This is a genomic window from Flavobacterium sp. TSSA_36 (assembly GCF_051547165.1).
GTDB lineage: Bacteria > Bacteroidota > Bacteroidia > Flavobacteriales > Flavobacteriaceae > Flavobacterium.
The window spans coordinates 1-15059 of record NZ_JBPTTP010000010.1 but is presented as its reverse complement, the minus strand read 5'-3'; the positions used below and the strand labels follow the sequence as shown (position 1 = coordinate 15059).

The 15059-nt window shown below is 37.2% G+C and carries 11 protein-coding genes; all 11 read left to right on the top strand.

The genetic code is table 11. The features are described from left to right. Position 1: 1 nt before the first annotated feature. The 11 genes from ACSVH7_RS14490 (at position 2) to ACSVH7_RS14440 (ending at position 14859) form a co-directional block, all read left to right on the top strand. Entirely contained in the window at positions 2-1201 is a 1200-nt protein-coding gene (locus ACSVH7_RS14490; RefSeq protein ID WP_438067402.1) for a glycosyltransferase family 4 protein, read from the top strand. 19 nt (positions 1202-1220) lie between these two features. Further along, a complete protein-coding gene (locus ACSVH7_RS14485; RefSeq protein WP_438067401.1) occupies positions 1221-1829 on the top strand; it encodes an acetyltransferase in 609 nt (202 codons plus the stop codon). 580 nt (positions 1830-2409) lie between these two features. Further along, positions 2410-3744, top strand: coding sequence for a hypothetical protein (locus ACSVH7_RS14480; protein WP_438067400.1), 1335 nt, complete (start codon positions 2410-2412; stop codon positions 3742-3744). 2 nt (positions 3745-3746) lie between these two features. Continuing rightward, a complete protein-coding gene (locus tag ACSVH7_RS14475; protein WP_438067399.1) occupies positions 3747-4349 on the top strand; it encodes a sugar transferase in 603 nt (200 codons plus the stop codon). A gap of 5 nt (positions 4350-4354) precedes the next feature. Then, entirely contained in the window at positions 4355-5317 is a 963-nt protein-coding gene (locus ACSVH7_RS14470) for an ATP-grasp domain-containing protein (RefSeq protein ID WP_438067398.1), read from the top strand. Continuing rightward, positions 5310-5972, top strand: coding sequence for an HAD family hydrolase (locus tag ACSVH7_RS14465; RefSeq protein WP_438067397.1), 663 nt, complete (start codon positions 5310-5312; stop codon positions 5970-5972). The genes ACSVH7_RS14470 and ACSVH7_RS14465 overlap by 8 nt, the downstream gene beginning before the upstream one ends. Further along, the gene (locus ACSVH7_RS14460; RefSeq protein ID WP_438067396.1) at positions 5950-7986 is read left to right on the top strand and encodes an NAD-dependent epimerase/dehydratase family protein; all 2037 of its coding nucleotides are present in this window, start codon (positions 5950-5952) and stop codon (positions 7984-7986) included. The genes ACSVH7_RS14465 and ACSVH7_RS14460 overlap by 23 nt, the downstream gene beginning before the upstream one ends. 346 nt (positions 7987-8332) lie before the next feature. Then, a complete protein-coding gene (locus ACSVH7_RS14455; RefSeq protein ID WP_438067395.1) occupies positions 8333-9454 on the top strand; it encodes an ATP-binding protein in 1122 nt (373 codons plus the stop codon). A gap of 109 nt (positions 9455-9563) precedes the next feature. Next, entirely contained in the window at positions 9564-10703 is a 1140-nt protein-coding gene (locus tag ACSVH7_RS14450) for a DegT/DnrJ/EryC1/StrS family aminotransferase (protein WP_438067394.1), read from the top strand. A 1000-nt stretch (positions 10704-11703) separates the two neighbouring features. Next, on the top strand, positions 11704-12483 hold the full coding sequence (locus tag ACSVH7_RS14445) for a polysaccharide biosynthesis/export family protein (protein ID WP_438067393.1): 780 nt from the start codon (positions 11704-11706) through the stop codon (positions 12481-12483). Then, positions 12484-14859: a GumC family protein gene (locus ACSVH7_RS14440; RefSeq protein ID WP_438067392.1), complete on the top strand. Its 2376-nt coding sequence runs from the start codon at positions 12484-12486 to the stop codon at positions 14857-14859. It begins immediately after the preceding gene. The last annotated feature ends 200 nt before the right edge of the window (positions 14860-15059 follow it).

The window sequence follows — 15059 nt, the reverse complement described above, 5'->3', positions numbered from 1 at the left end:
AATGAACATTTTATTTGTTTTTTTTACTTTGCCGCATTTATCACAATCTGCAATGTATAGCGACATGGTAAATGAATTCCAAAAAAACGGGCACAATGTGTTGCCTATGGCTCCTATAACTTCAGATTCGTCTAAATCTTATATTTCCAGTGAAAATGATATTGAGGTCCTTAGAGTTAAAACGTTAGATGTTTTTAGCAAAAATGTGTTTGAAAAAGGTTTTGCTAATTTACTGCTTTCGTACCAATATAAAAAAGCATATAATTTATTTTGGAAGAAGAAATCTGTTGATTTGGTTATTGTTGCAACACCATCTGTAATGTTTGCAGATTTTATAGTCTATGTAAAAAAATGCAATCAATCAAAAGTTTATCTTATGCAGAAAGATATTTTTCCACAAAATGCTGTTGATTTGGGTTTTATGCGGAAGAATTCATTGCTTTATAATTTTTTTAGAAAACATGAATTGAAACTTTTAGATACTTGTGATGTTATAGGTTGTACGTCAAAAGGTAATATCAATTATTTCAATGAATTTTATCCTCAATTGGATAAAAATAAAATAAAGTTGCTATACAATTGTTCTAAGTTGATCCCACTAGAAAATAATACTTCAAGTTTAAAAAATGAAGATATAAAGGGGAAATTCCTAGTTGTATTTGGTGGTAATATGGGTAGGCCACAACAACTTGAAAATGTATTAAACTTAGCGAAAAAGACTTCAAATTTTAATGATGTATTATTTCTTATAATTGGCAATGGTACAGAAGTTGAAAAGCTAAGAGAAGTTTCAAATGAAATAGGTGTATCTAATTTGAAATTTATTACAACTTTGTCAAGAAAACATTATTTTAAATTAATCTCTTCTTGTAGTTTAGGTTTAATTAGCCTGCATCAAGATTTTACTGTTCCTAATACGCCTATGAAATTAAATGATTATTTAAATGCAGGAATACCAGTTTTAGCATCAATTGATAGGAATAATGATTTAGGGGAACTGCTTGTTCAAAATAATATGGGAAAATACGCATATGCTGATTCTCCAGATATGCTTTTTGATCAATTTTTAAAGTTTTATAACGATAAAGATTTATGTGTAGAATTCGGAAAAAACGGATATGATTTTTGTTGTAAAAATCTTTCTGTTGAAAAGGCATACTATGACATTATTCATCAATTAGATGCGCTGAGCAAAGTATAAAACATTTGGTAGTTACTTTATGTATATAATTGGAGCCGGAGGACATGGTAAAGTAGTTGCTGAGGTGGCAGAGCTTTTGGGGGAGCGTATTTATTCGTTTGTGGATGCCAACGAGGCCCTCACAAGCCTTTGGGTGTATCCTGTTACTCCTACTTTTCCTGAAAACAGCAATCGCGTTGTTATAGCGATAGGCGATAATCTTGTCAGAAAAGCTATCAGTAGTGCTTTTGATGCACAGTATATTTGTCTTTTTCATCCTTTTACGCAAATTAGTACACGGAGTACGATTGGTGAAGGCACTGTTGTTATAGGTGGAGCGGTAATTAATGCTAATGCTAGTATAGGAAGACACGTTATTGTTAATACCAATAGTTCGGTAGGGCATGATGCTTGTTTGGAAGATTTTGTACATATTGCACCGAATGTTGCTTTAGCAGGGCATGTTCATATAGGAGAAGGGACTTTTGTAGGCATGGGCGCTTCGGTACTTCCTGGTGTACAAATAGGGAAGTGGTGTGTTATTGGCGCTGGTGCTGTGGTGTTGGAAAATGTTCCTGATGGTGCCAAGGTTGTCGGAAATCCGGCGAAAGTGCTTTGTAATGAGGTTGCAAATGATTGCAGTAGGTAAAATACAATGGGCAAACATGTAAGCCATCTAAGTTGTTTAGCTACCTACTGCTACTAAGTAAGGTCTAAGTCCATGGAAGTACCTACATAGCGACATAGCCTCATCGATTAATAGCAAATAAACAGAGAAGAGCAGCAATAACGCTCTTTTTTTCAGCGATGTTCACCCTAGAAGATGATGGTACATGCAAAATTTTTCTTATTTGGACTTTACCCCTAATTTAAAGAAAGAGGTCGGACTTTGACAGCAGCTTGGCTACCTTTTTTTGGCCACAGATTCGCAGATTTTATGGATATATAAAAGAGTTAGATAGGACTTATAAGGCTGGTTTTCTTTAGCTTAAGTAATTAGTATAAAATAGTCTCATACCTTATATTAATTTCTCTCAAAGCCGCAAAGAAAGTTCTGTGAAACTGCGTTTTAGCGAGCATAGTGATAGGTAAATTACGAACGAAATATTGTAAGTCGAAATCGGAATTAAATACGACAATTTATATAGCCAACAACTTATATGGCTAATGTGTTTAAAAATTTAATGGAGTTGACAGCTAGATATAGCGGTAACTTTATAACAATGCCTATGAATACTTTAGATTCTAGACGACTTTCTTTTGGTGCTTGGTTGAGGAACAAAACCTTTTTTTTTCTGGATCATTTCAAAAAACCTAGTGTTCAACAGATGATTACTGCTCTAGAAAACTGGGAGCAAGAGCAAGATAAAGAAGTCCATTTACGACAAAAATTGGCTGTATTGCTAACGATGGCCTGCAAGGACACTGTTTTTTATAGAGACTTTAACGAGGCAAGTGCATTGGATTTATTTCCCATCATGACCAAAGCCACGTTGCTTCAACACAGTAATGCGTTGCGGTCAAAATTGTATCCTGAGGCTAAAACAGTTCAGGTTCATACCAGTGGGTCCTATGGGATGCCCGCTTCTTTTTATCTTTCAAAGGCTAAGAAAAGGAGGCAATGGGCTGAGGTGTTGTATTATGGAGCCCAGTGTGGCTATCAAGTAGGTACCGCTCATGCTTATTTTCGTTCTAATCCGCCCAAAAGTAGGCTTAGATTTTTTATCCAAAACGAATATTTTTTTGCTTCCAAAATTTTAGACGATCGTTTTGCCGCTCAAGCCATGCATCAATTATCCAAAAGGAAAATAAAAGTGATTATTGGATTTCCTTCTGCCATTGCCTACCTCGCCACCTACTGTTTGCAACAGCAGCGCCATGCTTCTGATTTTGCTGTTGCAGGAATCATAAGTTGTTCTGAGAATTTGACCAACAGACACAGAGCAGTACTTGAAAACGCTTTTGGTGTCCCCGTTCATAATCGTTATTCTACGGAAGAGTTGGGGGTTTTGGGGTATCAATATGAGAAAGAGGGTGTTTTTTATTTGAATACAGCCCATTATATCTTTGAAGTGGTTCAAATGGAAAGTGATGCGCCTGTTGCCATAGGAGAAGTTGGAAGGGTACTAGTGACCGATTTACATTCAGAGGCGATGCCCTTACTTCGTTATGAAACAGGTGATTTGGCTGTTTTGGCCGCTGTTTTTGAGGAAGCACCTACTTGGGCCACGCAATTGAAAGCTTTTTCGGGCAGAAGTGTTCAACTGCTGCAATCAGTGGATGGGAAGCAATTGTATCCTCTTTATTTTGATACGATCATGGAGGCGTTTCCTTTTTTTGCACAATATCAGTTGCTACAAGAATCTGAAACCTGTTTTACCATAGTTTTAGTGCCCAATTATGCATTTGAAAAGGAGAAGTTTGTAGCGTCGTCTTTTTTAAAACCTTTTAAAGAATGGCTGGGTGCTGAAGCGATAATCACAATCCGTTTTCAGTCGGATATTGAAAAATTGCCTTCCGGGAAACGTCCTTATGTAATTAATAGAATAAAAACAATGTTTTAAGTATGTATAAAATTTTTTTAAAAAGAGTATGCGATTTTGCTGCTGCTTTGGTTGGGATTGTCCTTTTTTGTCCGCTACTGTTTTTGATAACCGTCGGACTTTTTGTAGTCAACCAAGGCCAACCCTTTTTCTTTCAAACACGTCCTGGTCGGCACGAGAAGTTATTTCGTATTGTCAAATTCAAAACCATGAACGACAAAAAGGATGCTGAAGGAAATTTACTTTCGGATGCCGATCGTTTAACTCCTATTGGAGCATTTGTACGCAAAACGTCTTTGGACGAATTACCACAATTGTTCAATGTGTTAAAAGGGGATATGAGTTTGATTGGCCCCCGCCCTTTATTGCCAGAATATCTGCCTTTGTATACTGCGGAACAGAAAAAACGACATAACGTTAGTCCTGGAATTACGGGGTGGGCACAAGTAAATGGACGCAATGCGATTAGTTGGGAACAAAAATTTGAGTATGATGTTTGGTATGTGGCCCATTTGTCAATACTTTTGGATCTAAAAATTCTATTTTTGACGATAAAAAAAGTAATTATAAAAGAAGGAATCAATTCTAACACTTCCGCTACAATGGAGGAATTTAAAGGAAATTAAGAAAAATGAATATATTAATAACTTCAGCTGGTCAAAGGGTTTCATTAGTTAGAGCATTTCAAAATGAGATAAAGAAGATTGATAAAGATGCCAAAGTCTATACAGTTGATTTTAATCCTATCCTTGCCCCAGCATGTCATATTTCTGATGGATTTGACGCAATAGTTAAGGTGACAAGTCAGGATTATATCAGTAAATTGCTCGAGATTTGCATCAATAGAAAAATAAAATTAATTATACCGACTATAGATACTGAATTATTAACCTTGTCTCAAAATAAAGATTTATTCATACAAAACGGTATTATACCTATTGTTTCAAATTTTGAGTTCATTCAAAAGTGTAGGGATAAACGAATAAGTAATCAATTTTTTATAGATAATGGGATTGATATTCCTAAAATAATCGACAAACATGCTTCAACATTTCCATTATTTATTAAACCATATGATGGGAGTTTAAGTAAAGATATTTTTGTAATTAGAGAAAAGTCGGAGTTAACTGCTTATCATTTAACGAACTCAAAATTGATGTTTATGGAATACATTGATCCTTCACAGCATGATGAATATACAGTAGATACCTACTACGATAAAGAAGGGTTTTTAAAATGTGTGGTACCACGCAAAAGAATTTTTGTAAGAAGTGGAGAAGTAAATAAAGCGGTTACTCATAAAAATGAAATTATTTCTTTTGTTAAAGAGAGGCTTAATAGTATACATGGAGCAGTGGGTTGTTTGACTATGCAGTTTTTTTTCAACTCTCTTACAAAAAGAATTGTTGGTATTGAAATTAACCCTCGTTTTGGTGGAGGTTATCCTTTGAGCTATTTGGCGGGAGCTAATTTTCCTAAATGGCTAATTCAAGAATATCTTTTTAATAAAGAAATTCCATTTTTTGAAGATTGGGAAGCTAATTTGTTGATGCTGCGATATGATGATGAAGTATTGATTCGAAATTATGAATAAAAAAAAATGTATTGTTTTTGATTTAGATGATACTTTAGTTTATGAAGTCGAATTTCTTAAATCGGCATTTATAGAAATATCTAATTTTATAGCGCCTTTATCTTCGAATCTTTTGTTTGAAAAAATGATTGGTTGGTTTCTTGATGGACAAAACGTCTTTAATGAATTATTAAATTTACATCCGGAATTAGTAAAAGATGATTTGTTATCAATTTATAGAAATCATAAACCTACCCTTGCTTTAAATGATGGTGCCTATGAAATCCTAAATTATTGTATTGAAAACTACTATTATGTTGGGTTAATTACTGATGGTAGGACTATTACTCAACGGAATAAGTTGCAAGCATTAAACATTGAAAACTATTTTACTAAAATAATCATATCAGAAGAGTTTGGGACAGAGAAACCTTCGATAAATAATTTCAAAGTGTTTCATGAATTGGGTGCTGATGAATTTTTTTACATAGGAGACAATCCTAAAAAAGATTTTATTACTCCAAACAAATTAGGTTGGACTTCCGTCTGTTTGAAAGATAAAGGGCAGAATATTCATGAGCAACATTTTGATTTACCTTCAGCGTATTTACCACAATTAGTAATATCTTCACTAAATGAATTAATAGAAATCATTGAATACAATAAAAAATTATAATGTAGCCCTCTCCTGCGCGGGTAGCGGCATAGGGCAGTCTGTTATTAACTCCATCAGGTTGTCAAAATTGCCCATAAAGACATTTGGATTTGATGTAAGTCCTATGGCTTTTGGGTTGTATGATTGTGATGTTTTTCTTTTAACCCCTGCTGTTTCTGATAAGGACTATGTTTCGTTTGTAATTGCTACTTGTGTAGCTCATAAAATTGATCTAATCGTTCCGTGTATAGATGAAGAAGTGCAGTTGTTTGCACGGCATAAAGCCGCTTTTACAAAAGCAGGCGTCAAAGTGTTGGTGGCCGGGGAACGTTTGGTGGCAATTTGTAGGGATAAGGAGGCAATGAGTCGATTGCTGCATCCGATTGTCCCTATTTTTGTGGCTTCCTATGACAAAAGCTCTTTTGCCATTGCCTTAGATAAAGGGGAGGTTCATTTTCCGGTTATTGCCAAGCCACGATCAGGATCTGCTTCTGCGGGTATTCATATTATTTCGAATGCAGAGGATCTTCAAGCCATAAATGACGGCATGATTCTTCAGGAACTTGCAATTCCTCATAAAAAAGATCTGGACTACGATTTTTACAGGCAGCAGTTAGACCAAAAAATAAACCCACAGGTTTCAGAAATTTCAGTTCAAATAGTTGCTGACCTGCAAGGGGAGGTTATAGGTCAAATGATGTCGTATAATAAACTTAAAAATGGCGTTCCCATTGAAATTTTTCCTTATGAAAATGAGGCCATTCTTGAGGAAATAAGTCAACTCTATCCCTTTTTGAAGGAATTAGGCTGGAAGGGGCCTCTCAATTTGCAAGGGAGATTGACTGATAATGGCTTTAAAATTTTTGAGATGAATGCTCGATTCACCGGTATTACTGGTTTAAGAGCTTGTATGGGCTTCAACGAGGTGGCGGTTTGTATCCAAGAGTGGTTGGGTATTCGACCTGAATTGAATCGTTTGGATCTGACCAAGAATCGTTTTGGAATTCGACAAGTGGCGGATAAGGCGGTTTCTTTCGATCGAAATGAAGAAATAAAAGAACGATCTAGACTACTCCATGGCAAAGCATTGAAAAGTAAGCAAACGCTTTTACTCACTGGTGCCACTGGTTATTTAGGGAGAAATTTGATTGATGCTCTTCTAGAAAGTAAAGATTCTTTTGAAATTTTGGCGTTAGTAAGAGCTAAGGAAACAGCCCTTGCCTTATTGCCTAGCGAAGTACTATGTTATGATGTTCAGGATTTGGAAAATGGGCAACTTGTTCTTGGGAAAGTGGATGTGCTTTTGCACGCTGGATTTGCAAGACCCTACCGATCACAAGAAGAATTGTCCGATAGCTTGGCTTTTACAGCAGACTTGTTCAGTCGGGCAGTGGCCAACCAAGTGCCTACGATTGTCAATATTTCTTCTCAAAGTGTCTATGGTCAGTCTGATGTACTCCCTTGGAAGGAAACTGCAACTATTGCGCCTGCTACCCCCTACGGCATAGCAAAATATGCTACAGAATTACTGCTTGAAAGTACGGTAGCGCAACATAATCATATTAATTTTACGTCGGTACGCTTGGGTAGTTTAGTGGGAGGCGCCAAGGGCATGGTAGCCGTTGATTTGGTGTCAAAATTAGTGGCCAAGGCTTTGGTGTCAGAACCCCTACAAATAAATGGGGGCACGCAACTTATAGATCGATTGGATCTAAGGGATGCTGTCACTGCTATCACTACACTTTTAACGCATGCTGCTACGAAGTGGAAAAAAGTTTATAACTTAGGATCGTCCACTCCTATGCCGTTACTTGATTTGGCTGCATTAATAGTTGATACGGTGGCAGTGCATACGGATGTTCCTCGTGCTGCTATTGAAGTACATCAGAGTAAAGACACGCTATTGGCAGGTATGGATTGTAGTGCTTTCTGTCAGGATTTTCAATGGAAACCGAAATACACTATGCTAGAGGGAATTAAGACCGTAATCGATTATCAACTAGCACCCGATGGTCTATTGCTTTTAACTTATTAGTAATTTTTAAAATAGATAATAGATTAATAGATAATAGATTAATAGATAATAGAAAAGATAAAGGACTTACTAAGAAGCTTTTGAGGTTAGAAAATGTACTGTTACATTTTGCGCTTACTTATAGGGACTGAGATTTAGGAATTTAAATTTTTTAAAAAAATTGAATAATACCAAAATAGGGTTGTCTTTCCCGCATATGGTGGGAATGCACCAAATTTTTTTAGCCCCAATTTATGGAATGTAACAAAATAAAATACAACTTTATTGGATTGTAATCCAAAAAAGTTGCGTTTTTTTTGGAATCAAATCCAAAAAAGTTTAGTTTTGAGCCATAAAATAACTATTTATGGTAATCCGTAGTTTAGAACAGCGTATTTTGTCGCGGCTTTTTCAGAAAAAAGCACTACTTATAATGGGACCAAGGCAGGTAGGGAAAACGACACTATTGAAAAAAATTTTTCAAGACAACCACAATCTCCTTTGGTTAAATGGTGATGAATTAGATGTTCAAAAACTTTTTTTGAACCTATCGGCCGATAGATTTAAAGCAATTATAGGGAATAAAAAAGTAATTGTTATAGACGAAGCTCAGCGTATTGAAGCCATTGGGCTGCGATTGAAATTGATCACTGACTCTTTACCAGAGGTGCAGTTGGTTGCAACGGGTAGCTCCTCATTTGAGTTAGCCAATAAAGTTAATGAACCCCTAACAGGCAGAAAATGGGAGTACAAGATGTACCCGCTCTCTTTCTCAGAAATGGTTACCCATCATGGTCTTCTTGAAGAAAAACGAATGTTGCCTCATCGTTTGTTGTATGGTTATTATCCTGATGTGGTGAATAATCAAGGAAATGAAAAAGATATTTTGAGACAACTTTCGGATAGTTATTTGTATAAAGATGTCTTGATGCTGGAACAAATAAAAAAGCCTGAAAAGTTAATTAAGCTTTTGCAGGCTCTAGCTTTACAAGTTGGTTCTCAAGTCTCTTATAATGAAATCGGGACACTGTGTGGGTTAGATTCGAAAACGGTAGAGAAATATATAACTTTACTTGAGCAGACTTTTGTTGTTTTTAAATTAAGTTCCTTCAGTAGGAACATTCGTAATGAGTTAAAAAACAGTAAAAAAATCTACTTTTATGACAATGGTATTCGTAATGCACTGATTTCAAATTTTAATCAGATTGAAAACAGAACGGATATCGGTGCATTGTGGGAGAATTTCTTAATTTCTGAGCGAATGAAACATTTGAATTACAGTGGGAAGTGGGTTAATTATTGGTTTTGGAGAACAAAAGAACAGAAAGAATTAGACTACATAGAGGATTCAGATGGTCAAATCACGGCTTTTGAATTCAAATGGAACCCTAATACGAATGTTAAATTTCCAAAGCAGTTCATAGCCAATTATCCGGATTCAGCATTTGAAATTGTACATAGAGATAATTTCGAGTTTTTTTTGCTGTAATAGAAATAATCTAGGCTTGTTGTTTAAAAAAAGCCTTAGATTTTAAAAAAAATTAAAATAGCCAATCTTTAGAATTAATAAAAGAAAGGTGTGAAATATAACATAAATTATGAATAATTCAAAAATATGGCTCTCTTCACCCCACATGGGAGGCAAAGAGCAAGAATTTGTTAAAGAAGCCTTTGATGCCAATTGGGTAGCCCCACTAGGGCCTAACGTGAATGGTTTAGAGCACGATTTGGAGCAGTATTTGGGAGAATCCGCTAATGTAGGGGCTTTGTCTTCGGGTACGGCAGCGATCCACTTGGGCTTGCTATTGTTAGGGGTACAAGTAGGAGATTTCGTGTTGTGTCAGTCCATGACGTTTTCCGCTTCGGCGAATCCTATCTTGTATCAAGGAGCTACACCCGTTTTTATTGATAGTGAGTCAGCAACTTGGAATTTGTGTCCGGTGGCTTTGGAGGCTGGAATACAAGCCTGTATCGCCCAAGGGAAAACGCCAAAAGCCATTATTGCGGTGCATTTGTATGGTGTGCCTTATCAGATAGATGCTATTCGAGCGGTAGCGGATCGCTACAGTATTCCTATTTTGGAAGACAGTGCGGAAGCTTTGGGTAGTAGCTATAAAGGACAAAAATGTGGTACTTTCGGAGATATTGGGGTGTTGTCGTTTAATGGCAATAAAATTATTACTACTTCAGGTGGTGGTGCTATAGTCACTAAAACCAAAGCGCAAAAGGATAAGGCGGTTTTTTATGCTACGCAATCGCGAGACGATGCTCCACACTATCAGCATTCTCATATCGGTTACAATTACCGTATGAGTAATATCAGTGCCGGTATCGGAAGGGGACAAATGGAAGTCTTAGATGCACATGTTGAGTTAAGAAGACAAATGCAGGCATTCTATGTGAGCCTTTTTAAAGAAATTTCAGGGGTCACTGTTTTTACAGCTCCTACATCAGATTATTATCCGAATTATTGGTTGAGTGCGATTACAATTGATCCATCACTTACTAAAGGGATAACAAGAGAGACGTTACGTTTGGCCTTTGAAGCAGACAATATTGAATCGCGTCCTTTGTGGAAACCGATGCATTTGCAACCTATTTTTGAAAATTATCCTTATTATGGCGGTACTGTAGCTGAAACATTGTTTGACAATGGTTTGTGCTTGCCTTCTGGCTCTAATTTGACGGATGATGATCGAGTTAGAATTGCTAGTGTGGTGCAGCAGGTTTTCGGGTAATTGTTTTCGGTTGTTTCAAATTAGAACACCCTTTCTGAGTTTTGGACTTGGGAAGGGTTTTTTGTTTTGTGGGGGAGCGCCACGAATGCTCGAATTATTTTGAAAAGAATGTTTAACCGCAAGGGGCGCGAAAGTTTACGCAAAGGGCGCGAAGGTGGTATGTGAGACAGAGTTATGACCGCAAATGCGCAAATTTTTGTTGAAAAGATTGTGGGGAGTTTTACCGCGAAGACACTATGTCGCAAAAGTGGGGTGGATAGCCACGAATGCTCAAATTATTTTGAAAAGATGGTGGGTGTTTTAACCGCAAGGGGCGCAAAGTGTTGTGTTAAAGATGTGACTTATTTTTTAACCACATAGAAGTATCATAGAAGCATAGTGTGGTAAAGAAGGCATAGCCGTTTTACTGTTCACATAGTTTTGCTGGGAAGATGCAAAATAGTGATGAAAAGGCAAGAGGTAAGAGGTAAGAGGCAAGAGGCAGAAGGCAAGAGGCAACACCCAAAATCCAAAATCCAAAATCCAAAATTCAAATTCCAAAATTCAAAATTCAAAATTCAAAATTCAAATTCCAAAATTCAAATTCAAAAATTCAAAAATTCAAAAATTCAAAAATTCAAAATTCAAAAATTCAAAATTCAAAAATTCAAATTCCAATAGCCAAAAGCAAAATCCAAGTTTAAAACTAATGCTGAGAAGCAAAATGTGGGTTTGACGTAATGGTCGCGGATTACTTTGTGTATTCGCTATTGCTCGGGTGTCGCATTGTTTTTGAGGAGTTTTGGATTTTGAGAGGTGGCGGCAAGAAGGCACTGGAGAGGACTGTAAGAGGAAATTTCTGTTTTTGAGGTAAGGGAGTGGTTTTTTTTGTAGTATTTGTTTTTTTTGTGATATTTTGTAATTAACTGGTGTTTAGCGGCTTGTGTTTTAACAAGCTTTTAAGAAAATTGTTTTAAGTTTTGTAAGTAAACTGTATATTTGCGCACTCAAATACGCTACCATGAAAAAACTACTGAAATGTCTCTTTGTTTTGCTGCTTTTGGCTATTGCCTCTTGTCAGAACGCAAAGGAGATTGTCTATTATCAAGGCATTGATGCCGCCAAAGCGTCCTCAGGGACTTCTTATGAAATCAAAATTCAACCCGATGATTTGTTAATGATCGTTGTTTCAGGCGATGATCCTGAAAACGTGATGCCTTTTAATTTGACAACTTTAATGGTTGCTAATGCTGCACGTCCTGATATGGGTGGGCAACAAGTGAATCAATTGTATTTGGTTGATGATAAGGGGACTATAGATTTTCCGGTATTGGGAAAACTAGCTGTAGCGGGTAAGACGCGTACGGAGCTACTGCAAGACTTAGAACACCGAATTCGCGCTTATGTAAAAAAACCTATGGTTTCGTTACGGGTGATGAATTTTAAGGTTTCTTTGCAGGGCGAGGTGAATAATCCAGGGACTTTTCCAATAACTACCGATCGGGTTACGTTGATTGAAGCTTTGAGTATGGCTAAAGACTTGACCATTTACGGGCGTCGCGATAATATTTTAGTGATTCGTGAGGTGAATGGTGCTAAATCATTTAATCGCGTTGATATTACTAAACCTGACTTTATTCAGTCTCCCTTTTATTATTTGGCTCAAAATGATGTGATTTATGTAGAGCCGAATAAGACTAAAATAAATGGCGCTAGAATTGGTCCGAATACCAATGTGATCATTTCTGTTACGTCCCTTTTAATTACGCTAGTTACCTTAATCATTACAACTTCCAAATAGATGAATATTCCAGAAAATGAATACGCCAAGCATATTGCCAAGGATTTTGAAATTATGATTGAAATCCGCAAATATCTGTATCAATGGCGTTGGTTTGTACTTGCTATTGTTTTGTTTCTAACCTTAGCCTTTGTGTATCTTCGGTACACTGTTCCACAATATAAAGTCACAACTACAGTCTTAGTGAAAGATGATTCTAAAGGAGGGTTAATGTCAGAGTTGTCCGCATTTTCCGACTTGGGATTTGGCAAGGGCAAAAGCAATGTAGATAATGAAATCGAGATTTTGAAATCCCGTAGTTTGCTTGAAAGCACGGTAGAACAATTGCAATTTCAAGTACAGCTTTTTGTACAAGGGAATGTAAAGACTACTGAGGTTTATGGTGCCAAGGGGTTGCACGCTCGTTTTAGTGGGACTAACTCCCTTTTCGCAACTAGTTCGACTACGCTTCAAATACAACTTATTAGCGGTAATCGCTTTAGATTGTCACCCGTAGAAGGGGAAGAAGCTTCTGCCACAGGTATATTAGTTGGTAAAGGAGGGGAGTTTACTTTCGGACAGCCCATTCTTACCAAAGTTGGTGTGCTTCGCTTGGAGTCGGATGCTGTTCGCAAAGCGCCAGAAGCTGAGAACTTTTTGTTGGTATTGCGCCCTGTGGATCAAGTAGTGGATGCTTTAATGGGGAGTTTGGCTGTAGCGCCTTTGAGTAAAACTAGTAGTGTGGTGTCGCTTTCGATGGTACACGCGGTTCCTGAAAAAGCGGAAGTTTTTTTAAATCAGTTGGTACAAAATTACAATGCTAATGCGATTACTGATAAAAATTTTATCTCTGAAAACACTTCCAAATTTATCGCCAATCGTTTGTTGTTGATATCTCAGGAATTGGATGGTGTGGAGAAAGATGTACAGACGTTCAAACAAGACAATAAGTTGACAGATATCGAAACTCAAGCGGAGCTTTTTGTAAAAGGGTCTTCAGAGTATGATAAAAAGGGCGTAGAGACCGCCATTCAATTGGATGTTTTGTCCTCGATGTTGGGGGCTTTGAAAAATAATAAGCAACATGATTTGTTACCGGGTAATTTGCTTTCGAGTACCGGAGAAGAGTCTAAAGTGATCGGGGAATACAATAAATTGTTATTAGATCGCAATCGCTTGTTGAAATCGGCAACCGAGGAAAACCCCACGGTGATTCGTTTGGATGAGCAAATTCAGGCCATGAAGCAGAATGTAGCGGCTAGCCTGCGACGTTTGCAAGCAAGTCTGGAAATTCAAAAGCGAGATTTGGATGTGCAGCAAGGTGCTATGAATGTGAAGATTGATAAAATCCCTACGCAAGAGCGACAATTTCGGGTGATTGCGCGTCAACAAAAGGTAAAGGAAGAGTTGTATTTGTATTTGTTGCAAAAACGCGAAGAAACGGCCATTGCTTTATCGGCCACAGAGGCTAATGCCAGAGTGGTTGACAAAGCTAGAGCTAACCCCATCGCGGTTTCCCCTAAAGGTAATGTGATTTATCTGGCGGCCTTTTTATTGGGATTATTGGTGCCTTTTGGTGTGATTTACTTGAAAGAGTTGTTGGATACCAAAATTACTAGTCGTTTGGATTTGGATAAATTGTCAACTATACCGTTTATTGGTGATGTGCCTACTTCGGATTCTCCCGGGGAGTTGATGCATGCGGATAGTCGTTCAAGTTCGGCAGAAGCGTTGCGTATTATCCGAACCAATTTGGAGTTTATGTTTACGAAAGTGCCTGAAGGTACTGCTAAAACGTTGTTTTTGACCTCTACTTTTCCGACCGAAGGGAAGACGTTTGTTTCTGTGAATTTAGCCTCTACCTTTGCGCTGTCTGGGAAGAAGGTGTTGTTGATTGGTATGGATATCCGTAGTCCGCGTTTGAGTGATTATATGGCTGTGCCTGAGCGAGGTGTGACGAATTATTTGTCGAGTAAGGACGCTAATTGGGAAGATTTTGTCGTAAAACATCCTAGTTTTGAGGATTTTTGGATTTTACCTGCTGGGGTTGTTCCTCCTAATCCAGCAGAGTTATTGATGAGTAAGAAGGTAGATGATCTTTTTAAAGCACTTAAGAGTCATTACGATTACATTATTGTGGATACGGCTCCCGTTAGTTTGGTTACAGACACGTTGTTAATAGCTAAGCATGCGGATACTTTTGTGTATGTCGCACGCGCGAATTATTTAGAGAAGCGTATGTTGGCTATTCCTAACACACTTTATAAGGAGCATAAGCTGCCTAATATGTGTTTGTTGTTGAACGACACTGATTCTACTAAAGGATACGGTTATGGGTATGGTTATGGGGCTACAGTGACGAAAAAGCCTTGGTATCAACGTATTTTTGTAGGATAGGGTTTGTTTTTTTACTAGTATTAGAAAAGAGGTTATCTGTTAAAGGATAGCCTCTTTTTTTTGTGGGGATGGCTAGGGAAAATTCAAAATTCAAAATTCAAAATTCAAAATTCAAAATTCAAAATTCAAAAGCCAAAAGTCAAAAGCCAAAAGTCAAAGTTTTAAGGGTAAGTACTGCATTAATCTTTGTGAAGCTTAGC